We start from the raw sequence: 24329 nt of genomic DNA on the forward strand, positions 1-24329 counted from the left end.
GAGCCAATGACCTGCCCGCCCTGATCGCCTGACCAACCCAAACGAAGGAACGCAGCGCTACACCACTACCCGGGACTTGACCTACCTAAGAGCCGAATTCGGCAACGTGCGGGCTCACGCCGACGTCCGCCGGCACGGTAGGGCACCGGCAACGTGAGGTTGTGACCACCAGAAGGATCGGCTGTCTCCGTCCAACCCCGCCTAAGGGGCGCCTGCGCAGCAGGGCGGCCCCTACTCGTTATCTCTGGGCTGATGCTCGTCGGCGCGATTTCGTCGGGTCGTCCCCGTTCTATCGCGCGTTCCCGCCCGCTTCGGGACGGCGCCACCGGTCAGCGGCTACGGACGTACTCGATGTAGGCGGTGCCGTCGATAGGTTGTCCGTCGTGGTGGCCGGTATAGGTGTAGCCGCCGATCCAGCCGGTGCCGACGCCGTAGACGACATCGGTATCGGTGCGGCCGATGATCTCGGTGTGAACAGCGCCGAGCTCGTTGCGGATGCGCCAGCGGAAGTGGAGGGGTAGACGCGTGGTCGATCCGTCGGGAGCGGTCTGCACCTCCGGGCGATAGTCGAGTACCTCGAAGGTGACCTCGCCGTTGACCCAGCGCCGCGACTTGCCGTCAAGCTCCTTGAGCCACGCGCCTGTCATGACCGGCTGGCCGAAGGCTTCGGTGCTGGCCAGCATGAGCGTGGTGTCAGGGTCAAGCTGGACGACGTGGTAGGTGAAGAAGTTCCAGGGGAACTTGAGCGCCCGTGGGATGTTGCGGTTGCGTAGTGCGGTCAGCGACAGCATGCGGGCGTGCTCGAGTGAGAGAACGCCAGCGATCGTCTGGGATTCACCCCCGTAGGTCAACGTGCCTTCGTAGCGCGCGGGGTACCCGACGTGGTCGTACAGCGGGCTGTGAGCGAACCAGGTGACCTGGCCGGTGCACCGCACGTCGAGGTCGAGTCGCAGCCCGGGTCGGTCGACGATGATCCGGTAGTTGGGGAAGGTTCCGTCGATGATCAGGTCATGTCCGAACTGGATGTGTGACCCGTCCTCGCGCAGGTCGCAGTCGGCGAGGGTGTTGTAGCGCTCGAACCAGCCGGGGCCGGTTGCTGCGGTGCCGATGGAGAGGGTGGCCGTCGTGCGCGGGGTACCTGCGATGACGTCGTCGTTGTCGAAGACCTCGACACCGGTACGCCCGACCATGGCCATGCAGGTCAGGTGCCGGTGCGGCTCGGGCAGGTCGGCGATCACCACGTTGAAGTGAGAGAACGTCCAGCGCCGTCCGGACGCGTACGGCGCCAGGAGAGGGCCGGACGGCAGTGCACGCTCCTTGGTGTCATGGGCCCCGAGCAGGCGTCCCGCCGCCTTGGCCGCTACCTTCGCCGCCGCCGCGCTTGCGCTTCGCGAATTCATCATCGTCTCGGTCCCCTTGCGTGATCGACCTTGGCACCGCGGGTGGCACCATTCCAAACCCACAGCCACTTCGCTTTTCGAAGTGGCCGGTCGGACTGTTGTAGCCTCGGGTGCGTGGCCCTGTCAAACGCACCTCAGCCCGGTCAGCCGGTGCGCGGGTCCGAGTCGGGTCGGCCGATCATGGCTGCGTTCGATCTGCTCGGCCGACGCTGGATGCTGCGCATCATTGGCGAGCTTGGCGAGGGCCCCCTCGGCTTCAACGAGGCACAGCGGCGGCTTGACGGGGTCTCGAGCAGCGTCCTCGCCACCCGCCTTCGGGAGCTTGCGGCGGTCGGCCTCGCTGAGACCGACGCGACGGGCGCCTACCGCCTCACCCACGTCGGCACGTCGCTGCTTGTCGCCCTCGCGCCCCTGTGGGCGTGGTCCGACGAATGGGCGACCGCGACGGGAGCCGAGCCAAATCCAGCACCGTCCACCGCGCTGACCGAAGCGATCACCCGGCCGACTGCGTCGCTCCCCTGATAGGGCCCGCAAGGGTTCAGCTCGGTCATGTCGATGGACGCGCTGCCCCAGCCGACCCCCGCTACGAGTCCACTTAGGCCGCGGCTGAACGTGTGCTTCCCGGCGAGGCGGTGCTGTTTCTGCGGGAGACGTGCGCCGCCTCACGGCGCTTCCGACCCCGCCGTGGCGAACGCATTTTCGCTTAACCGCATCCATCTCAACGGCTTGCCGTCGGCACCACAGGGCAACTGCACCCCCTCGCCTCGCCGAGCGTCCTGATCAACGCGACGATCCGGTAGCATGACAGTGCAACTGTCAATGATCCGGAAACCGCGGACCCACGATCTATCTGAGGTGTTGTGCACATGAACATCACGGTGCTCTCGGGCGGCATGGGAGGCGCGAAGTTCCTACAGGGCCTCCTCCACGGCCTGTCCTCCGGTGCGCTCGCGCCCGCAACCGGACCGGAGACGAGGGTCACCGTGGTGGCCAACACCGCTGATGACATCTGGGTACACGGCCTCAAGGTCTGCCCGGACCTCGACACCGTCATGTACACCCTCGGCGACGGCATCGACCCTGGCCGCGGGTGGGGACGCCGCGACGAGACCTGGAGCGCCAAGGCCGAGCTCGCGGCGTACGGCGTGGAGCCGACCTGGTTCGGTCTCGGCGACCGCGACATCGCCACACACCTGGTCCGCACCCAGCTCATCGAGGCGGGCTACCCCCTCTCGGCCATCACCCGCCGGCTGTGCGACCGATGGCTGACCCCAGGCTACGGCGACCGGCTGCGCCTACTGCCGATGACCGACGACCGGGTCGAGACCCACGTGGCCATCGCCGACGACAGTGCCCCGTCCGGCAAGCGGGTCATCCACTTCCAGGAGTACTGGGTCAGGCTCCGCGCCGAGGTTCCGGCCGACGCGCTCGCCTTCGTCGGCCTCGACACCAGCACCCCGGCTCCCGGCGTCGTCGAGGCGGTCCGCGACGCCGACCTGGTGATCCTGCCACCGTCCAACCCGGTCGTCTCCGTCGGCACGATCCTCGGCGTACCCGGCATCCGCGACGCGCTTCAGGCACGCACCGGCCCGGTCGTCGGTGTCTCCCCGATCGTCGGCGACCACCACATCCGCGGCATGGCAGAGCAGATGCTGACCAGCATCGGCGTCGAGGTCTCGGCAGCCGGCGTGGCCGGTCACTTCGGCGCTCGCAGCACCGGCGGCATCCTCGACGGTTGGCTGGTCGACACCTGCGACAGCGTGCTCGTCGAGCGGGTCGAGGCACTGGGCATCAGGTGCGCGGCCGTGCCCCTGATGATGACCGACAACGATGCCACGGCAGCCATGGCTCGTGCGGCGCTCGAGCTGGTGGGATGACGGCATGAGCGAACTGCGGGTCGTCGCCCCTGACGGCGTGCCCGAGGTGCGCCCGGGCGACGACCTGGTCGCCCTCTTGCTCCCCCTCGTCGAGCTGACCGACGGCGACATCGTGGTCGTGACCAGCAAGGTGGTCAGCAAGGCCGAGGGCCGCCTGCGTACGTCGACGACGGCGGCCGAGCTGCCCGGCGAGACGCTGCGGGTGGTCGCCCGCCGCGGTGAGACGACGATCGTGCGCAATCACCTCGGACTGACGATGGCGGCGGCCGGCATCGACAACAGCAACGTCGCCGCCGGCAGCGTGGTCCTACTCCCCGAGGACCCCGACGCCTCGGCGCGCGCGATCCGCGTTGCGATCCAGGAGCGCACCGGCAACAACGTGGGCGTGATCATCACGGATACAGCTGGCCGGGCCTGGCGCGAGGGCCAGACCGACATCGCGATCGGCGCGGCCGGCGTACGCGTGCTGGAGCAGTTCGCAGGGCGGACCGACTCGTACGGCAACGAGCTCGCCGTCACTGCCCCCGCCGTCGCCGACGAGCTCGCCAGTACTGCCGAGCTCGCCCAGGGCAAGCTCGGTGGGCGGCCGTTCGCCGTGGTCCGTGGGCGTGCCGACCTCGTCCTGCCGCCGCGCGACGACGGCCCAGGGGCGGCCTCCGTGATCCGGCGCGAGGGCGGCGACCTCTTCGGCTACGGCGCCCGCGAGGCAGTCGTACGGGCGCTCGCCGGCCGTGCCGGCGACCAAAGAACGTTCGGCTCGTCGGCGTCATCCGGCGAAGTCCGGGCCGCCTTCCACGTCGTCGCCCCCGACGCCTCCGTCAAGGCCGAGGGCAACGGACTCCACGTCAGCGGAATTGCCCCCGAGGTCGCTGCGGCCCTCGCCTTCGCGCACGGCTGGCAACGCGTGGACGACGGGATGCTGCGGCCCCTCGACAGCCGGTAGCCGCGCCCGGGGCATCGGGCGCCCAGCTGCGTCCTGCCGCGCCGCCTACTGCCGCGCGCCTCTGCCCTCGACGTTGCGGGCGAGCGCCGCGCTCGTGTGCCGGATCGCGACGGCGATCGCCGGCTTCACCGCGGCGGCGATCGCTCGACCTGCTGGTCCGCCGGGCAGGGTGTAGCTGATCCGGACGTCGACGCGCGTGCGGCCGTCTCCCAGATCGGCGAAGCTCCACCACTGGGTGTTGCGGACGCCGCTGACCGAGGTCAGCTCGAGGAGCCGGTCCTGCTCCCAGCCCGTACAGCTGATCCGCGATGTGAGGGAGACACCGAGCTTCATCACCCCGTCGTACGTCGCCCCCACGCCGTGGGTCTGCTCGGTCACCGGCTCGATCCGGTGCAGGCCGTACATCCAGTCTTTGGTGGTGGCGTAGTCGTCCACATAGGCGAAGACCACGGACGCGGGCGCGGCGATCTCGAGGCTCTGCTCGACGATGCTGCTCATGCCGCATCCGTTGCACCGAGGGCCGCCACAGCAGCCACGACGGCATCACGGTAGAGCTCAGGGTGGGACAGCGGGGCCTCGTGGTCGGCATCGATCGAGACGACATCGGCACCCAGCTCGCGCGCCATCCGCCACTGGAGCGCAGCAGGGATGAGCGCGTCACGTTCGTGGACGACGACTTGCGTGGGGGTTCGCGCGATCAGCGCGCACTGTGGCCGGAGGTCGTGGCCGAGCGCCGCCCGCACGGCCGGCGCGAGGAAGCGCGGGTCGTTCGCCTCGAGCTGCCGGCGGATCCACGGCCACGCCCGCGCGAACTCGGCAGACGGGGCGCGCCGGTTCAGGCCGAAGTAGCGGGGTGCGATCATGTGCCCGGCCCCTACCCGGGCGAGAGCGGACAGCAGCCAGGTCATGATCCAGAGGGCTGCCCGCAGGACACGGCCGGGAGCCATCGCGAGGCAGCCCGCGGTCAGCACGAGGCCCGCGACCCGATCCGGACGACGCGCTGCCACCTGCAACGCGGTGAGCGAGCCGAGGGAGAACCCCACGAGCACGGCCCTGCTGATGCCGAGCTCGTCGAGCACGGCCACCACGTCGTCGGCGAGGTCCTCCATGGCGTAGGGACCGGCACCGGGCAGGCCCTCGCCGTGGCCCCGGTGGTCCATGAGAACGACCATCCGGCTGCCGGCCAGCGCGGGGACCACCTGGTGGAAGTTCAGCGCGGCGTTCCAGGTGACGCCGTGCAGGAGGACGACGGGTGGCAGCTCCGCAGGGCCCGGGACGATGCGGACACCCATCGTGCCGCTCCGGGTGCGGAGCTGCTGGAGAGGCGGGAGATCCGGCTCCCAAGCCGACGATCCGCGACGCCCCAACGGCGCGAGAGCCCACGCGATGCGTCGCACACGCGCGCGGGCGAGGGAGGGAGCGGGGCGTATGGTCATCAGAGTCCTCCGAGGGTGGTGAGCAGCAATACCTGGAGCTCGCCGACGACGAACCCGAGGCCGCCCCCGACGGCGACGACCAGCCACTCGTCGTCCTTGAAGACCGGGCGGAGCATCTCCTCGAGCTCCTCGTTCGTGAGAGCGCTCAGCGTCGCCCGCAGCGTGTTCTCCACGTCCATCGCCTCGGCGGCGTACGGCTCGAGGCGCTCGGCGGCCGCTGGCATCGCGGCCTGCGCGCGGGCAACGACCGTGCTCCGCATGGCCTGGTAGCGGGCCGACCCGATGGCGGCGGGGACGAGCGGCTCGACGAGCCCGAGCTCGGCATCGAGGGCAGCATGCACCTCGTCGTGAACCATCACGAAGAGGCGGTCGGCCAGCGGACCCTCGAGCATTGCGTCCAGCAGCACCTTCGGCGTGAAGATCCGCTCGGCTGCCAGCACGCCGTACTCGCGTACGAAGTGGTCCCGGTAGGCGAAGGCCATGCCGTACCACGGGAAGATGCCGAGATAGCGCTTCCGCTCCTTGGGGTGGAAGAGCATCTGCAGCGCCAGCCAATCGGAGACGAGCCCGATGACGAGGCCGAAGACCGGGATCACGGTGTGGCTCTCGGTGAAGGCGAAGACGACCATCTGGACGGAGCCGACGAACGCCCCGAAGAGCAGGCCGAAGCGGCGCATGAACCCCATGATCGGCGCCATCGGTCCTCGCACTAGGTCGTTGAGCAGCACCTTGTCGCGGATCAGCTCGGCGGTGACGATGTAGCTGAGCTGGAACGCCTCGTCGATGTTCTCCTTGGCTGTCGTCAGCAGGTTCTCCACCAGCTGGGGCGCGCGGGCTCGCGCCCGGGCGACGATCGCGCCGCGCACGGCTGCCGGCAGCCGGTCCCAGCGCTCGCCGGTCAGCTCGCGCGCGAGGTCCTCGACCGTCGCGACCACGACGTCATCGAGCTCCGCGGCGACCCGCCGCGGGTCGAGGCGATCGACGAGCTCCCGTGGCTCGATGACGTTGTCGAGGATGATCTCGGCGGCCTGGCTGGCGAACTTCGCCGCCCGGCGCGGCAACTGGCCCTGCCAGCCGATCGGGCCGATGCCCCGGAACTCGATGGGGCGGAACACCATCTCGATCGCCAGGACCTTGGTGATCCAGCCAATGAACCCGGCGACCACCGGCATGGACAGCAGGATCAACCAGTGGTCGAGGAAGAACGACCACGCCTCGGCCGGCGTGTTCACGATCCCTCCGGGCGGGCGACGTCCCAGAGTTCGCGACCGACCGGGCTGAGCCGGATCGTGCCGCGCACGACCTTCGCCGGCACCTTGCCGAGCTGGCCCTCGCGCAGCGCGTCCCGGACCGCCCGTTCAGCCAGCACCAGCTCGTAGCCAGCGGCCTGCTCGGGGTCTTCCGGGCCGAGCTCGGCGAGGCCGACGTGCAACAGGTGCGCGAGGTACGCCGGAGTCCGGCTGGGCACCGTGACCGCGGCGGTCCGCCCGATCAGCGAGGCGTAGCGCAGGACGGGGTCGCCGTTGCCGCGGCGGTAGACGCTGACGGTGGGCGACGGCCGTCCCGCGGCGAGCGAGGCGAAGATGCGCGCCTCGTCCGGCACCAGTTGCCGCAGCAGCTTGCGGTGGTAGTCCTCGTCACCGGTCTCGGTGCTGCCGCGCATGGCCCGTGCCAGCAGGTCGTCGAGGAGCGCTGCCGGCGTCTCCGGCGTGCCCGCGGCACGGGGCCGGGCTGGCGTGACCGCACGCGTTGCCGGAGCAGGGAGCGCCGGCACGTCAAGGCGGGTCGACGCCGCTGAGAGGAGGCGGTCGGCGAGCGCGCGCAGTGCCGCCTGTTCTGCGGCGGCGGCGATGCGGCCCACCTGCTCGATCAGCTGGGCCGGGAAGGCACCACCGGGCATGGCCCGGACGGCTCCGGCGACCTGGTCGAAGATGCCCACGTCATCCCGCCTTCACGGTGGCCAGCGGCAGGCCGGTGGCCACCGTCACGGCTGCCGGGTCGGCGTACAGGGTGGTCCGCTGGCGGAGCGGGCGGCCGATGCCGGAGGTGATCTCGGCGAGCTCCTCGACGGTTTTCGCGGACCCGTGGCCCGACCCGGCCATACGCGAGATCGTCTCCTCCATGAGCGTGCCGCCGAGGTCGTCCGCTCCGGCTCCGAGCATGGCCTGGGCCCCCTCGACACCGAGCTTCACCCAGGACGTCTGGATGTGGTCGATCCGGCCGTGGAGCAGGATCCGGGCCATCGCGTGGACGGCGAGGTTGTCGCGCATCGTCGGGCCGGGGCGAGCCACGCCCGCGAGGTACAGCGGCGCCGAAGTGTGCACGAACGGCAGGGGCACGAACTCGGTGAAGCCGGCGATGCCCTGCTCCTGGTTGCGCTCCTGGAGGCCGGCGAGCAGCTTCAGGTGAGCGACCCAGTGGTGGGGTCGGTCGACGTGGCCGTACATCATCGTCGAGCTCGACCGCACACCCACCCGGTGCGCGGTGGTGACGACCTCGATCCACGCAGACGTCGGTAGTTTGCCCTTCGTCAGCACCCAGCGGACCTCGTCGTCGAGGATCTCCGCAGCGGTTCCGGGGATCGTGTCGAGGCCCGCCTCGCGAGCCCGGACGAGGAACTCCTCGATCGACAGCCCGGTCCGGCTGGCGCCGTTGACGATCTCCATCGGCGAGAAGGCGTGCACGTGCATCCCCGGCACGCGGGCCTTCACCGCAGCGGCCAGGTCGAAGTACGCCGTGCCCGGCAGCTGTGGATCGATACCGCCCTGCATGCAGACCTCGGTCGCCCCGAGCACCCACGCCTCCTCGGCCCGGTCGGCCACCTGGTCGAGTGAGAGCGAGTAGGCGTCGGCGTCCGTGCGGCGCTGGGCGAAGGCGCAGAACCGGCAGCCGACGTAACAGACATTGGTGAAGTTGATGTTCCGGTTGACGACGTGGGTGACCTCGTCGCCGACTGTCTCCCGGCGCAGGTGGTCGGCGAGTGCGACGACCTCGTCGAGCAACGCCCCTTCCGCCTCCATCAGGACCAGCGCCTGCTCCTCCGACAGCCCGGCGGGGTCACGCTCCGCGGCCTTCAGGGCTGCGACACCGTCGACCGAGGCCCGTGAGCGCGGTGCCGCGGCGGGCGCGGCGAAGGACGCGCGCAGCTCGTCCCAGTCGCCGTAGACGCTGTCGAAGTCGTCGCGACGGTCGGCGGTGCGCCCGGTCGTGTCGATCGTGGCGTGCAGGTCCGTGCGGCCGGCGCCCTCCAGGGCCGGGTCCGGCTCCTGCCAGGGCAGGCCAGTCGGACGGACGCCCGCACGGGCCAGCCCGTCGGCGCCCGCGAGCGCCGTGACGTGCGGATGCAGACGCGGGTCGATCCAGGCCTCGCCGCGCTTGAGCGAGCCGGTGACGTACTCGGGGTGGACGGTGAGCCGGGGGCGCAGGTCGAAACCCACAGACGCGGCGAGTTCACGCAGCCGGTCGAGGGAGGGCCAGGGGCGCTCGGGGTTCACGTGGTCCGGGGTCAGCGGTGAGACGCCCCCGAAGTCGTCGACGCCGGCCCTCAGCAGGAGGCGGCACTCGTCGAGGTCGACCAGGTTGGGCGGCGCCTGGACCCGCATCCGCGGGCCAACGACCAGCCGCGTCACCGCGATCGCGGCGCGGTACTCCTCGAGCGCGAGGTCGTCGACGTGGCGCATCGCGGTCTCGGGCTTGGCCCGGAAGTTCTGGACGATGACCTCCTGCACCGCGCCATAGCGGCGAGCCGTGGCACGCAGGGCGAAGATCGTCTCTGCGCGCTCGGCCAGGGTCTCGCCGATGCCGACCAGCAGGCCCGAGGTGAAGGGAACCGCGTGCCGCCCGGCGTCCTCGAGCGTGCGCAGGCGGACGGCGGGGTCCTTGTCGGGCGAACCGAAGTGGGCCAGGCCCTTCGTCTCGTGCAGCCGCCGAGAGGTGGTCTCGAGCATGATCCCCATCGATGGTGCGACCGGCTTGAGCCGGCCGAGCTCCTCCCAAGTCAGGACACCCGGGTTGAGGTGCGGCAGCAGCCCCGTCTCCTCGAGGACCCGGACCGCGAGCGCCCGCACGTAGGCGAGCGTCGAGTCGTAGCCCTGCTCGTCGAGCCAGGCACGCGCCTCCGGCCACCGGTCCTCCGGGCGGTCGCCCAGGGTGAAGAGCGCCTCGAGGCAGCCGAGTTCGGCGCCCCGCCTGGCGATCTCCACGACCTCATCAGGCGACAGGTATGGCGCCCGCCCGGCGCGCTCGGCCTGCGCAGGTGTCTCCACGAACGTGCAGTAGTGGCACCGGTCGCGGCAGAGCCGGGTGACCGGGATGAAGACCTTCGGGGAGTAGGTGACCACTCCGGGCCGCCCGGCGGCCGCCAGGCCCGCGTCGCGGACCCGCGCGGCAGCGGCGCAGAGCTCGTCCAGCTCCTCCCCGCGGGCGGCGAGCAACGCCGTCGCCTCGGCCACGTCGAGGGCCGCGCCGCGGCGTACCCGGGCGAGGGCGCGGCGGACCTGCTGCGGAGTGACCACGGGCTGCCCGGCCACGTCGGGCATGGGCGCGCGCGGGACGACCCCGTCGACCTCAGGCATCGGCGTCGGGCAGGCGGCGGAGCAGGTAGCTGCCCGTCGTGGTGGCGACGGATGTGCCCGCGGTGTCGGTGAGGACGGTGCTCAGCGTGAACCGGATCTTCGGGGCCCCTGCCTCGAGCTCGGCGGCGATCCGGGCGAGCTCGGCCTCGTCGAGGCTCGCCCGTGCGCGCACGGTGGTCGTAGCCGGTGCGCGGTACGAGATCTGCATGTCGGCCACGATCGGCAGGTAGCCGGTCAGGTCCCAGGTCGCCGCGGGCAGGTAGCCGCCCAGCACCTCGGCGACGGTGAAGAGCGACCCGGCGTACATCACGCCGAAGTGGTTGCCGTTGGGGCCGAGCGGGATCTCCGCCTCGGCGACGCCGCGCCCGAGCCGGACCGCTCGCACGTCCATCGCCGCCAGGATCGGCGTGAGGGCGTTCGCGGCCTCGGTCCGCCGGGCCACCTCAGCAGCATCGAGGCCGGTCATCGCAGGCCCAGCTTCTTGAAGAGCTTCAGCTGCTGGTTGGTCAGGGTGACGAACTGCTCCGCGGTCTTTCTCTCGGGTACGCCGAGAGCGATCAGCCGCTGGGTGGCGATGGTCTGCGACTCGGTGTACTTGCGGATGCCCTCGGCACCGTGGCGACGGCCGAGGCCGCTGTCGCCCATGCCGCCCATGCCCGCCTCGACCGATCCAGCCGCGGCGGCAGCGCCGTCGTTGATGCTGACCGCGCCCGCCCGGATCCGCTGCGCGAGCGACTCGGCCCGGCCGGTGTCCTTCGACCAGATGCTGGCCGAGAGGCCGTAGCTGCCCCTGTTGGCCAGCGCGACGGCCTCGGCGTCGGAGCCGAACCGGTAGAGCGCGATGACCGGGCCGAAGGTCTCCTCGTCGCAGACCTCCATCTCCTCGGTGACCCCTTCGAGCACGGTCGGCTCGTAGCAGAGCGGCCCCAGATCAGGGCGCGCGCGGCCGCCCGCGAGCACCGTCGCGCCCTTGGACCGGGCGTCCTCGACGTGCGCGGAGACGGCGTCGAGCTGCGCCTGCGAGGTGAGCGAGCCCAGGTCGACAGAGAAGTCGTAGGCCTGCCCGATCGACTGCGCCTGCGTGGCGGCGACCACGGCGTCGCGGAACGCGTCGTACACCGCGTCGTGGACGTAGACGCGCTCGATCGCGATGCACATCTGGCCGGTGTTGGCGAAGGCTGCCATCACCGTGCCGGCTGCGGCCTTCGTGATGTCGGCGTCCTCGCGGACGATGAGGGGGTTCTTGCCACCAAGCTCGAGCGAGGCGCCGATCAGGCGGCGGCCGGCCTGCTCGCCGACACGGCGACCGGTGGCCGTCGAGCCGGTGAAGCAGATGTAGTCGACGCCCTCGATGAGCGCGTTGCCGACCACGGAGCCGGCACCGGCGACGACCTGCCAGAGGTCGGCCGGCAGGCCCGCCTCGGCGAGCAGGGCCCGTGTCCAGAGCAGGGTGAGCGGCGTCTGCGAGTCGGCCTTCGACACGACCGCGTTGCCGGCCAGCAGGGCGGGGATGACGTCGCCCACGCCGAGGTACAGGGGGTAGTTCCACGGCGAGATGATGCCGACAACCCCCTTGGGGACGCGCACCTCCTTCACCTTCGTGAGGACGGGCACCATGCCGCGGACCGGGTTGTCGGCGAGGTACGCCTTGGCCTTGCGGCCGTAGTGGCGCGCGATCGTCGCGACCTGGGCGATCTCCTGCCACGCGTGGAGGCGGCCCTTGCCGGTCTCCCACTGGATGAGGTCGAGGACCTCGTCCTGGCGGTCGACGAGCAGGTCGTGGAAGGCGAGCATCACGTTCGCGCGCTGGCGGACCGGCGTCTGGTGCCACCCGGGCTGGACGGCGCGGCCCCGGCCGACGGCGTTCTCGACGTCGTCGGCAGTCGACGTGGGAAGCGTAACCGTCGGCTGCAGGTCGTAGGGCGCGACTGGCGTGAGCGCCGGCCCGTCACCGTCGGGGGCGCGGACGACCCAGCGGAGCAGGTCCGCCTCGCGGTCCGGGGTGAGCCAGGCCGGGCGGTACGTCGAGGCTGTGCTGGTCATGCTGGTCATCTCTCGTCCTCTGGTCGATCGGGGTCAGGGGTAGCGGAGCGGTTCGGGGGTGATGCGGGGGTCACGGGAGGTCCGCCACATCGCCCAGGAGGCGAAGCCGTTGCGGCGGACCAGGCCGGGCACGAGGCCGAGCAGCTTGCTGAAGCCCCCGAGCAGGCGCGCGTGCCGTGCTGTGCGCGCGTCGCGCGGCAGGCCGAAGCGGCCGGCCAGCTCCGGCGGGACCGTCTCGGCGACGAAGGACCGTTGCCAGCGGAGCAGCGGAGCGTTGAGCAGGTCGAAGAGCCACTGCGGGACCAACGGAGGCGCCTTCGGCGCGTTGTGCAGCAGGTCCTGGACCACCTCGTTGTCCTCCAGCGTGGTCAACATCTGCGCGAAGTACTCGTCGTACTCTGCGATGGAGCCCGGCAGGAGCCGGTCCTCGCAGCCGATCAGCAGGCCGATCCGGCGCCACTCGTCGAAGAGTTGCTCCTCCCCGGCCGGGCTCAGCCCGCGCGCATAGTCGCGGAGGAACAGCCGCCAGGCGTCGAACAGGGTCGCGTGCACCCAGACGTACGCCGCCGGGTTGCGGGCGCTGTACCGGCGGCCCTGGTCGTCGACGCCCGTGATCTCCCTGTGCATCGCCAGCAGCCGCTGCCCCTCCTCCGCGGTGCGGTAGCCACCGAAGACCTGGCGGATCACCGACGTCGCGGTGCGCCAGAGCCGCCCGTAAGGGTCGGTCTTGTAGACGGAGTGCTGCCCGACGGCGGCGCCCACCATCGGATGCGCGACCTGGAGCACCAGCGTCCGGATCGCAACGAGGAAGAAACGCAGGTCGCTGGCGGCGTACCAGGAGGCGGCCCCCGGACCGGGCGGCCGGGCCGGCAGCCAGAGGGGCGGATCCACCGGGAGCGAATCACCCATAGAGCGCCTCGACGGCCGCGGCGTGGTGCTCGTGGACCACGCGCCGCTTCAGCTTCAGGGTCGGGGTGAGCTCGGCCGACTCGGCGGTCCACTCCATCGGCAACAGCTCCCACTTCTTGACCTGCTCCGGTCGGGAGAGCCGTTCGTTGGCCCTGTCGACGGCCTGCTGGACCATCGCGCGGATCTGCGGGTGCGCGGCGAGCGCCTCGACCGAGGTGTCCTCGATGCCGAGCTTCGCAGCGATCAGGGGGGCGATCTCGCCGTCGAGCGTCAGCAACGCGACGACGTACGGCTTGCCGTCGCCGATCGCCATCGCGTGGCCGACCAGCGGGGACTCCTTGAGGTAGTTCTCGATCACCGAGGGGGCGATGTTCTTGCCCGAGGAGGTGATGATCATCTCCTTCTTCCGGTCCACGACCTTGAGGAACCCCTCGGCGTCAATTTGGCCGATGTCGCCGGTGTGCGCCCAGCCGTCGCCGTCGATCAGTTCCGCGGTGGCCTTCGGATTGGCGTGGTAGCCCGGCGTCACGACAGGACCACGGGCGAGGATCTCGCCGTCCTCGTCGAGTTTGATCTCGATGCCGGGCATCGGACGGCCCACGGTGCCCATCCGGAACGCATCCGGTGTACCGGCGCAGACCGACGCGGTGGTCTCGGTCATGCCGTAGACGTCGAGGATCCGAAGGCCCAAGCCCGCGAAGAAGCTGGCCACCTCGAGCGGCATGGGTGCCGCCGCGGACGCGGTCCACTTCGCGCGGTCGAGGCCGAGGAGGGCACGCATCGGGGCAAGCACCAAGCCATCCCACTGGGCGAAGGCAGCCTCGATCTCCGGAGTCGTCTCCGCGCCGACCTGCTGTGCGAGGACCCAGGCGCGGCCGGCCTCCATCGCAGCCGCGACGGCGGCTCGCTTCTGCTCGTCGGGCTCCATCGCCAGCTTCGCCGCGACTCCGGTCATGATCTTCTCCCACACACGCGGGACGCCGAAGAAGCGCGTCGGCCGCACCTCTGCCAGTGCTCCCACCAGCTGGGCGGGGTCGGCGATCAGGTGGACGTGACCGGACTGCACCTGCGGGATGTAGAGGCCCAGCACGCGCTCGGCGATGTGCGCGAGCGGAAGGTACGAGATCGTGATGCCCGGCTCCGCGAGCTGCCCGGCCTCGATCGACGCCTCGCACTCGAAGAGCACGTTGCCGTGGGTGAGGACCACTCCCTTGGGGTCACCGGTGGTGCCGGAGGTGTAGAGGATCGTGGCCGGCTGATCAGGGGTGACACCCGCGGCCCGCTCCGCCAGAACCGTGCCGCCCTGCGCGCGGAGCTCTCGGCCTGCGGCGACCAGGCCGTCCCAGGTGAGGTGCTCCCCGGCGGCAGCGGCGTCGAGCACGACCACGCTGGTGAGCGTCCGCTGCACCTGCTCGTCGGCCAACGCGAGCGCCCACCGCTCGAGTTGCTCAGCCCCCTCGAGCACGACGACGTGCGGCGCGGCGTGACGGGCGTACCAGGTCACCTGCGCCGGCGACAACGTCGCGTAGACCGAGATGGGGACGGCACCGGCATGCAGCGCACCGCTGTCAGCGAGCACGTGCTCGATCCGGCTCGACGCCATGATGCAGACCCGCTCCCCCGGCTCGACGCCGAGCGTGACCAGGCCAGCCGCCACGTCGAGTGCGCCCTCGCGCACCTCGCCCCAGCTGACCGTTCGCCAGCCGGTGCCGTCCGCGGTACGCCGGTCGGAGTAGGCCGGCTGGTCGGCGTATTGCCGGGCCGTATCCGCAAGGCGGGTGAGGAGGGTCGCCCCTGCGATCCGCTCCGTGAGCGTCTTCCGCTCCAGAAGGACGTCGTCCATGGTGTTCCTCTTCTCCGTGCGGGCGTGTCAGTAGGACTTGGGGAGGCCGAGCATCGAGGTGCCGATGTGCGCGAGCACGAGCTCCTCGGCGACCGGGATGTTCTTGGCGATGCGGGCGTCGCGGAACATCCGCTCGACGGGGTACTCCTTGGAGTAGGCCATGCCACCCAGGGTCTGGAAGGCCTGGTTCGCCGCCTCCCACCCGACCTGGGCACCGGTGAGCTTGGCGATGTTGGCCTCGTTGCCGCAGGGGCGGTCGTTGTCGAAGAGCCATGCGGCCTTGTAGGTCATCAGGCGGCCGAGCTCGGTCTTCGCCTTCAGCTGGGCGAGGGGGAACTGGATCGCCTGGTTGGCGCCGATCGGGCGGCCGAAGACCTCGCGCTCGCAGGCGTAGCCGACGGCCACATCGAGTGCCGCCTGGGCCGCGCCGATGCCGCCGGCCGCGGCAAGGATCCGCTCCGGGTTGAGGACGTCCCACAGGACGCCGAAGCCCCGGTCCACCTCGCCGATGACGTTGGCGGCGGGCACCCGGACGTCGTCGAAGAAGACCTGGCTCGAGCAGAGGATGTTGCTGCCCATCTTCGGGATCGGCTGGTAGCTCAACGTGCCGGCGGCCAGTGCCTCCTTCACGTCGATGAGGAAGAGGGTGAATCCCGCGGTGCGCGGCAGCCCGCGATTCCGGGTCCCGGCCGCCGGGATCGTGCGGGTCACCGCGACCATCCAGTCGGCGTTCTCGACGTTGGAGATCCAGATCTTCTGGCCCTTGATGACGAACTCGTCGCCGTCGCGGCGGGCCGAGGTGGTGATCTCGATGGCATTGGAACCGGCATCGGGCTCGGTGAGCGCGAGGCAGAACTGCAGCTCGCCGGTCGCCAGGCCGGGCAGGATCCGCTGCTTCTGCTCCGCGGTGCCGTGACGGGTGACGGTCATGCTGCCGAAGCCCGGCGTCGTGACGTAGAAGAACGTGCCCGCGGTGCCGCCGGAGGCGCAGAGCGTCTCGTTCGCGACGGCGAGCTCCAGCATGCCCTGGCCACCGCCGCCGTACTCCTCTGGGACGGCGAGGCCGAGCCAGCCGCCAGCGGCCAGGTCGTCGTAGACCTCCTGCGGGAAGCGGTGCTCCTCCTCGCAGCGCGACCAGTACGCGTGGTCGTACTTGGCGGCGACTGCGGCGACGCCCTCGCGGACGGCGAGCGCGGAGTCGGGGAGTTCGAAGTCCATCATGATCCTCTTCAAGCGGGGCCAGAACAAACATTACAGTAACACTGTCAGTGTGTCCTGTCAGGGGCGTGGCACGTACTGCGAGCCACGCTGCTGGATGTGTGGGCCCACCGTCGTGCAGCGCGCACCGAGGGGCAGGGGCACGTGGTGTTGGTACGGCGAGACCTGCGGGCCGTAGATGCAGTTCTTCGCCGTTGTGACCACGAGGATGACGCGGGCCGAGCCGCCCCGGGTGGCGTCCGACATCGCGACCATCTGGCCGGGCCCCCAGCGGTACCAGTGCAGGAGGCCGGGCAGGTGCGCGCGGGCCATCGCCGCGACCGGCGTGCCGTCGTCCAACATCTGCACGAGGGCCGGCGTTGCGGAGTCGAAGTCCTTCGAGATGACCGGGATGAGCGTCGCGCCCTCGTCGATCAGGCGGGCGATGGTCGCATTGGACTTCGCCAGCTGCCCCGTGATGGCACGCGCGTTGGCCAGCAGCGTACGGACCGCGGGATCGAGGTCGTGGACCGCGCGGAGCGGCGTCTCCCCCTCCCGGACGAGGGCGAGGACGTCCGGGCTGATCGTCTCGATCAGGCCGAGCGTGCGGTCCACCTCGTCCATCAACGCGGGTAGGTCGGTCTCACCGTCGCCGAAGATCGCGCGGACCTCGCGGGCGATCGTGCGGAGGTCAGCGGTGTCGATGCGGCGGAGAAGCCTCTGAGTGTCGGCGAGCACCTTCCAGGTCGGCATCGGCAGCGCGGAGGCGTCGAGCGTGACCTTCTCCCCATCGGCGAGGAACGGTCCGTCCACCGTCCGCGGCCGGATGTCGACGTACTGCTCGCCGACTGCTGAGAGGTTGGCCACGACGAATGCCGAGTTGCGTGGCACCTCGACGTCGCCCTCCAGGCGGAGCACTGCGCGTACACCTGAGGAGGTGAGCACCACCCGGGTCACCGATCCGATGTGCTGGCCCCGGTAGGAGACGTCGGAGTGTTTGTGCAGGCCGGCAGCCTCGGGCAGGTCGACGGAGACGTTGACGTGGTCGGCGAAGAGCGGCCCCGAGATGATGATCCGCCCGACGATCGCGGCGCCAACGACCACGATGACGGCGAGCCACACCTCAGCGATGTGGACCCGTCGCGTCATGGTGCTGTGGTCAGTTGCCACTGGGCACCCCCGGCAGCTGAGTGCTCGTCGACGGTGCCGGCAGCACGTCCTGGTCGAAGAGCGTGGACAGGTCGAAGTCGAGGAACGCGCCGAAGGTCGCGCTGTCGGTCTGTCGGCCGAAGTCACGGATTCCGTCCATGATCCCCTCGAAGTTCCGCTGGTTGCGCGTGAGCGTGTCGAGAATGGGGGTGAGGTCCGCGAGTACGGAGAGCATGTCCTCGCGGCTCTGGCTGAGTGTCGCGGTGCCGACCTCGGAGAGCCGGCGAAGCTGCGCCATCAGGTCGAGCACCTGCTTGCGCTGGGCCGAGAGGACGCGGATCGCGGGCTCGAGCTCCGCCATCGAGGTGCCGATCAGCCGGCGGTCGGCGGCGAGCCGGCGACCCAGGCGGTCGAGACTGCCGAGCGCCAGGTCGAACTGCGCCGTGTGGTCATTGAGCCGGGTCGTCATGCCGTCGAGCTGGCCGAGCAGGCGGTGAATGTTGTCGCCATTTCCCTTCAGTGCGGTGTTGAGCTCGCTCAGCACGACCTTCATGTCGGCGAAACTGCCGCCCGTGAGCAGGGTCGATGCGGCCGAGAGCACGTCGCTGATGCCGGGTGCCTCGGACGTCGCGGCAAGGCCGATCTCGCTCCCCGGCGACAGGGTCGCGGCACCGCCACCTCGGGGATCAGTGAACTCGATGAACGAGTCGCCCATCGGCGAGGACAGGCGTACTTCCGCGCGGACGTCCGCCGGAACAGCGAACTCCTTGCTGATCTTCATGTGGACGCGCGCTGCGTAGTCGGCGGTCTCGATGCCATCGACCTCGCCGATCGTCGCGCCGTTCATCTTCACAGCGGCCTGGTCGGGCAGCCCCAGCACGTTGCCGAAGACACCGGTCAACCTGTACGTCGGGCCGGAGACGAGGCCGGGCAGTGGCACGTCACGGAGCGTGCCGCAGCCAGTCGCCAGCACCAACGGTGCCAACGCCAGCAGAAGGGCAGGGCGGGTCATCAGTTCTCCCCCGGGATCGTGCCCTCGACCAGGTCGAAGAGCAGGTCGGCCACGCCGCTTCCGTCGGGCTTGACGAGCAAGGAACAGATGTTGTCGCCGACCAGGGCGGAGCAGACGCCCTGGCGCACCAGCGGGTTGAACACGGCCATGTCACGGATCGCGAGCTGGACGCGCAGGGAACGCGCAGAGGGGTCGTAGGCGCGCACGATGTTCTCGGCGCCGGTGGGGAGGTAGTCGAAGACACGGGCGAGGGCACCCTGCTGCTGGCGGATGGTCCGGGTGACGGCCGCGACGTCACCGAGGTCGTGGGTGAGCACCTTGCGGTTCTTGCCGATGAACGACGAAACCTCGGTGGTGAGGTCGGAGAGCGCGCTCAGCGTGCGGTCCAGGCTCTCGGTCTGGCCGGCTACGACCCGCGAGGACTCGCTCATGTTCGTGGTGAAGCGGCGGACCATCGCGTCACGCTTCGCCAGGGCATGGGCGAGAACGCGCAGGTTGTGCGCGACGGCGATGAGGTCCGGCTCCTTGCGGTCGATCGAGGCGAGCGCTGCGGTACTGGACGTGATCAGCCGCTGGATCCGCTTTCCGTTGCCGTCGAGGTTGGCCGCGGTCACGTGCAGGAGGTCGCCGATGTCACGGCCGCCCGGACCTTGGCGGTCGAGGGCGACGACGAGTTGGTCGATGGACTTGCCGAGGTCGTCGAAGCTGATCGGCGAGCGGGTGTCGGCGGCCGTGATCGTCGCTCCGGAATGGAGCCTCGGCCCACCCGTGTACGCCGGGCCGAGCGCCACGTAGCGGTCGGTGAGCAGCGCCGACTGGAGCACTTCGGCGACCGCCTTCCGCGGCACCTCGATGTCGCCGTCGACGACCATCTCGACCCGCACCACGCGGCCCTCGGGCTCGATGGCCGTGATCTTCCCGACGGGCACACCGAGGTACTGCACCTCGTTGCCGACGTAGAGACCGGTGGTGTCAGTGAACTCTGCGGCGACCGTCCAACGGTCGTCGCGCGCGCCGCGGAAGCCCACGACGAGGGCCCCGACGAGCACGGCGAGGACGACCCCCACGAGGAGGCGGCGTCGACTCAGCATCCGATGTCCTTCCGGAACGTGCACCACCACGAGTCGGGGAAGATCGCGTAGGGCGCATTGACGCCCAGCCACGGTCCGTCACCGGCGGAGTTCACGTAGAGACGAAGTGCCGGGTCGGCGACCTTCAGCGTCTCGGCCAGGTCATCACGGTGCTTCACGAGCACTCCCAGGATCGTGTGGAGCTTGCGGAGTGCTGCGCTCATCGGCTGGTGCGTCCGGCGGGCTGTCGCGGTGAGGTCGACGACCATCGAGCGCGTGTCCCGCAGAAGGGCGTCGATCGCCGCCTTGCGCTGCTCGAGCATCGCGAAGACCTGGTCGCCGTGCTCCATCAGCTGCGTCAGCTGTCCCCGCTGCGCGACGGCCTCGTCGGTCACCGAGCGGCTGGCGACGAGCAGGCGGGAGAGCTGATCGTCGCGCTTCGCGACGAGGTCGGCCAGGTTCGCGAGACCGTCGAGGGCAGCCCTGTTGTCGGCAGGCGAGCCGTTGAGGTCTGTGGACAGCACGTCGACTGCCCGGGAGAGCGCCGCGGGGTCGAAACGGCCGAGGACGTCACCGTTGTCGAGCCAGACCCGCTCGAGGGTGGCGGCGCCGTAGGCATGGTCGAGCCCGATGGTGCCGCCCCCACCGAGCTTCTTCCCCTTGCCCGGCGTCAGGTCGAGGAACCGCGTGCCGAGCAGCGTCGCGAGCTTCACCTCGGTGCGCGTGTCGGCGGTGAGCGGCACGTCGTTGTCGAGGCGGAACTCTGCCTGCACCCGGTCTCCGGCAGCTCGGACCTTCGTCACCTCGCCGACCGCGATCCCGGCTACCTGCACCGCGTCGCCGGCGCGCAGGCCGTTGGCGTCGGGCAGCTCGACGGTGAAGGTCCGACGTACGCCGAAGAGGGCGGACGACTGCGACGCGAGCAGGAGGACGACGACCGCCGCGACGACGATCGGGAGCACGCGCTTCACGGGCACCTCCAGGAGTGCTGCGAACTGGCAGCGGAGAGGTCAACCGGCGGGCCGCCGGCGAGCTTCACGTCGGACTTGCAGACGTAGGTGTTCAGGAAACTTCCAATGCCGAGGGTCTTGACGTAGCCCTTGAGCAGGACCTCGACGTCCTTCAACCCACGTGCGACCCGCGGAGCCACGGTCGCGAACGACGACGACCAGCGAGCGAGGGCTTCGACGGAGTCGATGACGTCGCCGTTGCCGACGGCCAGCAGCGCCGCGAACTGCGTGACCAGGCCCTGCACCGAGTCGATGGTCCGGCCAATGGTGTCGCGGTTGCGCGCCACGACACCGGTGAGGGTGTTGAGCTCGGTGATCAGTGAGCGGAACTCGGCGCGGTGCTGGTCCATCGTGCCCATGACGACGGTCAGGTTGTCGATGATCGAGCCGATGACCTCGTCGCGGTCGACGAGCCGACCGGTGAGCTCCGCGGTCTGCTGGACCAGGTGGCGGATCGTGCCACCCTGGCCTTGCAGCGCCTGGACGATCTCGTCCGCGAGCTGGTTGACGTCCCCGGGCTTGATCATCTCGAAGAGCGGCCGGAAGGCGTTGAAGACAGCGGTCAGGTCCAGGCCGGCGCGAGTGTGGTCGACGGGGATGGTCGAGCCCGGGGCGAGCACGTCGCCCCGGGGCGAGGTCGCCTCGAGGTGAAGGTAGCGCTGGCCGAGCAGGTTCAGGAACTCCACCGTGGCGGTGGTCCCCTGATAGACCTTCTGACCATCGGCGAGCGAGAAGCGGATGCGCGCGTCGGTGCCGTCGAGCTGGACACCCTTGACCTTGCCGACGCGGACGCCGGAGATCCGGACGTCGTCACCCGGAGCCAGGCCGGACGCATTGTGGAAGACCGCCTCGTACTCCTTCGAGGGACCACTTCTGCCGGCGAGGGTCCCGGCGACGAGCGAGGTCAGGAGCAGTGCGAGCGCAGTGAAGATGACGATGCCCACCGTGTCGAGCGGATGGCGCCGCATGGCGCTGAAGAGGCGGCCCATCAGCAGTTGCTCCCACGGAGCGCGCCGTAGCGCGGGCAGTCCTGGGACGTGTACGGCTGGCGGGCGCGGGTGCTGAACTTCGCCGCCATCTGGATCGCGTTGTCGACGATGGCGACCGCACCGTTGTGCAGCACCGTCGGCGCCTTGGCCAGCATCGCCTCGAACGGCCCGCGGCCGGCGACGAAGGCGTCGTACGTCGGGCGGAGCTCGTCGAGGAACCGGACGAGGGTCGGTCCCTCCTTCTCGAGGAAGGTGCTCACGGTGGCCAGCAGGCGGTTGCCCGCCAACATCGCCGCGTCGATCTGCTTGGCCTTCGCCGAGATCGTGCGCGCGAGCGGCAGCGAATTGCGGAGCGAGGCCGCCAGGTCCGGCTCGACATTCGCGAGCATTCCGAGGTTGCGGGAGAGCAGGTCGAGGTCGCGGTAGAACGTCGGCTCGACACCGGAGGAGTCGTCGACGAGCTTGCTGATCCGGAGGACGCCGCGACGCAGGTCGTCACCGCGGCCGTCGAGCGCGCCGGCGAGTTGTGACATCGCCATGTCCACCGCTGCCGGGTCGACCGCGTCGATGATCCGGTAGAGCGCGCTGAAGGTGTCCATGAGCCGGATCGACTCGTCCGAGGTGTCGGCCTGCAGCACATCGCCGTCCTTGATCGAGGCGCCGCCGGTGGTCTCGGCGCGGACAGTCCCCCGATGGCCGGGGATGCCTGCGGTGTCGCGCAGTTCGACGAACTCCGCGCCGAAGAGCGTGCCTGGAACGACGCGTGCGAGCGCACCCGCCGGGATATCACGGGCGTACTGGTCCTCGATGACGACCCGGGCGCGATAGAGGCCATCCGCGTCGCGCGCGCTGTCGAGCGACACGACCCGGCCGACCCGGAGGCCGCGGAACTTCACGCTGGAGTTGACGCCGAGAGAGTCACCCAGCGTCATCACGCGGGCGGTCGCGGCGACGTCCCCTCCGAGCAGGCCGACGTACGAGCCACCGAGCCAGACACTGACGCCGGCGAAGAGCGCCACAACGACCGCGGCGAGGACGGCGAGGCGCAGGCGCAACGCGCCCCGTGCCTCGACGCGAGTGTGCGGGAAGACGATCTCGGACATCAGCTCACCCCGAGATCATCGGCTGGTCGGTGGGGCCCCAGAGCAGGAGCGTCAGCACGATGTCGACCACGACGAGCATGACGATGCTCGACCGGATCGCGCGACCGGTGGCCTTGCCCACGCCCGCCGGGCCGCCCGACGCGACGTACCCGTGGTAGCAGTGGATGAGGGTCACGAGGGTGGTCAGGATGACCACCTTGATCCCGGAGAGCAGCACGTCCTTCGGCTCCACGAAGATCCGGAAGTAGTGGTCGTAGGTCCCCGAGGACTGGCCGTAGAGCAGGGTGACCACCCAGTCGGTGGCGAGATACGTGCCGACCAGACCGATGATGTACAGCGGTATGACGACGACCAGCGCCGCGATCAGCCGGGTCGAGATCAGGTAGGGCACGGGCCGAATGCCCATCGACTCAAGCGCGTCGATCTCCTCGTTGATGCGCATCGCGCCGAGGCGCGAGGTGAAGCCGCAGCCGATACGTGCCGCGAAGCCGAGCGCCGTCACCATCGGAGCGAGCTCGCGCGTGTTGGCGTACGCAGAGATGAAGCCTGTCAACGGAGCGAGACCGATCGCGTCGAGACCGTTGTGGCCCTCGAGGCCGATGCCGCTGCCGGTCAACGTGGAGAGCAGGAGGACGACCCCGACGACGCCGCCCCCGACCACGAAGATGCCGGAGCCAAGGGAGACCTCCGCGAGGACGCGGCCAACCTGGCCGCGATGGTGCGTCATGGCGACCGGCACCCCCTTGATCGCCCGCCATGACATGACGACCTGCTCGCCGATGTCGGCCCCGATGCCGACCACACGGCCAGCTCCTGCGCCGGCAAGGCGCGTGACACTCAGCGTCATCCGAGTGGCCCTCCCATGAACGTGGTCGCGATCTGCGAGATGACGAAGTTCGCGGTGAAGAGCAGGACGAAGTTGACGACGACGGACGTGGTGACGGCGTCGCCGACACCCGCGGGGCCGGCCTTCACGGTGAGGCCGAAGTGTGCGGCGACGGTCACGCAGATGACGCCGAAGACCGCCGCCTTGACCAGCGACAGCCCGAGGTCAGCCGGGGACGCGAGGGAGTCGACCGAGGCGAGGTAGGTGCCGGGAGACAGGTCGAGCAGGACGACGCTGATCAGCAGGGTCGTGATGATCGCGAAGAACATGACGACGCCGGTGAGGAGGCACGAGACGAAGACGATGCAGATCGCCCGCGGCATCACCACCCGCTCGATCGTCGAGATTCCCATGACCTCGAGCGCGTCGAGCTCCTCCCGGATCTTGCGCGCACCGAGGTCAGCGCAGATCGCTGAGCCCGCGACGCCGGAGAGCATGAGTGCCGTGATCATCGGCGCGGCCTGGCGGATCACGGCCAGCGTGTTGCCCGCTCCCGTGAACGAGGTTGCGCCGACCTGCTGGGCGAGCACGCCGACCTGGAGCGCCAGCACGACACCGAACGGAATCGAGACTGCGAGCGCTGGCAGCGTGCAGACCCGGATCGTGTACCAGGTCTCGGTGATCAGCTCCTCCGCAGGAAAGTGACCCGTGCGGACCGCCCTGAGGAACGCCGCGCCGATCCGCCCGAGAAGCGCGAGCATCGCACCACCCTGCCCGAGGAACTCCAGGCGCTGCCGGTCCCTGCGTCCACTCCGGAAGCCCTCCACGAGGGAACCGCCGGCGACGTCGGGGACGCGGTCCTCGCGCCCGGTCGTCGTCTGGCTCATGCTGCTCCTGGAGGGGTCTCGTGTGATCTCGGTTACTTCAACAGTGGCACTGTAACAGTTC

The 24329-nt window shown here is 70.1% G+C and carries 22 protein-coding genes; 3 read left to right on the top strand and 19 right to left on the bottom strand.

Going from position 1 to position 24329, the window contains the following annotated elements:
* Window positions 1-329: 329 nt before the first annotated feature.
* Window positions 330-1241, bottom strand: a complete 912-nt coding sequence (locus IEX47_RS16890; RefSeq protein ID WP_188785193.1) for a DUF6670 family protein — start codon at window positions 1239-1241, stop codon at window positions 330-332.
* A 339-nt stretch (window positions 1242-1580) separates the two neighbouring features.
* Between IEX47_RS16890 and IEX47_RS16895 the strand changes: the two genes are divergently transcribed.
* The 3 genes from IEX47_RS16895 (at window position 1581) to cofE (ending at window position 4220) form a co-directional block, all read left to right on the top strand.
* Window positions 1581-1922 (top strand): winged helix-turn-helix transcriptional regulator, encoded by a 342-nt coding sequence (locus IEX47_RS16895; RefSeq protein WP_188785194.1) that lies wholly within the window; start codon window positions 1581-1583, stop codon window positions 1920-1922.
* Between the two features lie 344 nt (window positions 1923-2266).
* The gene (cofD, locus tag IEX47_RS16900) at window positions 2267-3277 is read left to right on the top strand and encodes a 2-phospho-L-lactate transferase (protein WP_188785195.1); all 1011 of its coding nucleotides are present in this window, start codon (window positions 2267-2269) and stop codon (window positions 3275-3277) included.
* A 4-nt stretch (window positions 3278-3281) separates the two neighbouring features.
* Entirely contained in the window at window positions 3282-4220 is a 939-nt protein-coding gene (gene cofE, locus IEX47_RS16905; RefSeq protein WP_188785196.1) for a coenzyme F420-0:L-glutamate ligase, read from the top strand.
* Between the two features lie 45 nt (window positions 4221-4265).
* Here the strand turns inward: cofE and IEX47_RS16910 are convergent, their stop codons facing one another.
* From IEX47_RS16910 to IEX47_RS16995, 18 genes are all read right to left on the bottom strand, one after another.
* Window positions 4266-4718, bottom strand: a complete 453-nt coding sequence (locus tag IEX47_RS16910) for an SRPBCC family protein (protein WP_188785197.1) — start codon at window positions 4716-4718, stop codon at window positions 4266-4268.
* Window positions 4715-5512 carry an alpha/beta fold hydrolase gene (locus tag IEX47_RS16915; protein WP_188785198.1) on the bottom strand — a complete coding sequence of 266 codons (798 nt, stop codon included), beginning with the start codon at window positions 5510-5512 and terminating at the stop codon, window positions 4715-4717. Before IEX47_RS16915 ends, IEX47_RS16910 begins: the two co-directional genes overlap by 4 nt.
* 143 nt (window positions 5513-5655) lie before the next feature.
* Window positions 5656-6888, bottom strand: a complete 1233-nt coding sequence (locus IEX47_RS16920; protein WP_188785199.1) for a DUF445 domain-containing protein — start codon at window positions 6886-6888, stop codon at window positions 5656-5658.
* On the bottom strand, window positions 6885-7595 hold the full coding sequence (locus tag IEX47_RS16925) for an Abi-alpha family protein (protein ID WP_188785200.1): 711 nt from the start codon (window positions 7593-7595) through the stop codon (window positions 6885-6887). The genes IEX47_RS16920 and IEX47_RS16925 overlap by 4 nt, the downstream gene beginning before the upstream one ends.
* Window position 7596: 1 nt before the next feature.
* Window positions 7597-10194, bottom strand: a complete 2598-nt coding sequence (locus IEX47_RS16930) for a bifunctional FO biosynthesis protein CofGH (RefSeq protein WP_229662965.1) — start codon at window positions 10192-10194, stop codon at window positions 7597-7599.
* Window positions 10195-10222: 28 nt separating this feature from the next.
* Window positions 10223-10696 (bottom strand): YiiD C-terminal domain-containing protein, encoded by a 474-nt coding sequence (locus tag IEX47_RS16935; protein ID WP_188785202.1) that lies wholly within the window; start codon window positions 10694-10696, stop codon window positions 10223-10225.
* Window positions 10693-12273 (bottom strand): succinic semialdehyde dehydrogenase, encoded by a 1581-nt coding sequence (locus tag IEX47_RS16940; RefSeq protein WP_188785203.1) that lies wholly within the window; start codon window positions 12271-12273, stop codon window positions 10693-10695. The genes IEX47_RS16935 and IEX47_RS16940 overlap by 4 nt, the downstream gene beginning before the upstream one ends.
* A gap of 33 nt (window positions 12274-12306) precedes the next feature.
* Window positions 12307-13164 carry an oxygenase MpaB family protein gene (locus IEX47_RS16945; protein ID WP_188785204.1) on the bottom strand — a complete coding sequence of 286 codons (858 nt, stop codon included), beginning with the start codon at window positions 13162-13164 and terminating at the stop codon, window positions 12307-12309.
* Between the two features lie 10 nt (window positions 13165-13174).
* Window positions 13175-15025: an AMP-dependent synthetase/ligase gene (locus tag IEX47_RS16950; protein ID WP_188785205.1), complete on the bottom strand. Its 1851-nt coding sequence runs from the start codon at window positions 15023-15025 to the stop codon at window positions 13175-13177.
* A 27-nt stretch (window positions 15026-15052) separates the two neighbouring features.
* Complete coding sequence (locus IEX47_RS16955; RefSeq protein WP_188785206.1) at window positions 15053-16243, bottom strand: acyl-CoA dehydrogenase family protein; 1191 nt, start codon at window positions 16241-16243, stop codon at window positions 15053-15055.
* 60 nt (window positions 16244-16303) lie between these two features.
* A complete protein-coding gene (locus IEX47_RS16960) occupies window positions 16304-17371 on the bottom strand; it encodes an MlaD family protein (RefSeq protein WP_188785207.1) in 1068 nt (355 codons plus the stop codon).
* 10 nt (window positions 17372-17381) lie between these two features.
* The gene (locus IEX47_RS16965) at window positions 17382-18383 is read right to left on the bottom strand and encodes an MCE family protein (RefSeq protein WP_188785208.1); all 1002 of its coding nucleotides are present in this window, start codon (window positions 18381-18383) and stop codon (window positions 17382-17384) included.
* Window positions 18383-19474: an MCE family protein gene (locus tag IEX47_RS16970; protein ID WP_188785210.1), complete on the bottom strand. Its 1092-nt coding sequence runs from the start codon at window positions 19472-19474 to the stop codon at window positions 18383-18385. The genes IEX47_RS16965 and IEX47_RS16970 overlap by 1 nt, the downstream gene beginning before the upstream one ends.
* Window positions 19468-20424 (bottom strand): MCE family protein, encoded by a 957-nt coding sequence (locus IEX47_RS16975; protein WP_188785212.1) that lies wholly within the window; start codon window positions 20422-20424, stop codon window positions 19468-19470. The genes IEX47_RS16970 and IEX47_RS16975 overlap by 7 nt, the downstream gene beginning before the upstream one ends.
* Window positions 20421-21452, bottom strand: a complete 1032-nt coding sequence (locus IEX47_RS16980) for an MCE family protein (RefSeq protein WP_188785213.1) — start codon at window positions 21450-21452, stop codon at window positions 20421-20423. The genes IEX47_RS16975 and IEX47_RS16980 overlap by 4 nt, the downstream gene beginning before the upstream one ends.
* Window positions 21452-22555: an MCE family protein gene (locus tag IEX47_RS16985; RefSeq protein WP_188785215.1), complete on the bottom strand. Its 1104-nt coding sequence runs from the start codon at window positions 22553-22555 to the stop codon at window positions 21452-21454. Before IEX47_RS16985 ends, IEX47_RS16980 begins: the two co-directional genes overlap by 1 nt.
* Before the next feature lie 4 nt (window positions 22556-22559).
* The gene (locus tag IEX47_RS16990) at window positions 22560-23402 is read right to left on the bottom strand and encodes an ABC transporter permease (RefSeq protein ID WP_188785217.1); all 843 of its coding nucleotides are present in this window, start codon (window positions 23400-23402) and stop codon (window positions 22560-22562) included.
* Window positions 23399-24268 (bottom strand): MlaE family ABC transporter permease, encoded by an 870-nt coding sequence (locus tag IEX47_RS16995; RefSeq protein ID WP_188785218.1) that lies wholly within the window; start codon window positions 24266-24268, stop codon window positions 23399-23401. Before IEX47_RS16995 ends, IEX47_RS16990 begins: the two co-directional genes overlap by 4 nt.
* Window positions 24269-24329 lie beyond the last annotated feature (61 nt).

The organism is Nocardioides phosphati (assembly GCF_014646375.1).
GTDB classification, from domain to species: Bacteria; Actinomycetota; Actinomycetes; order Propionibacteriales; family Nocardioidaceae; genus Nocardioides; species Nocardioides phosphati.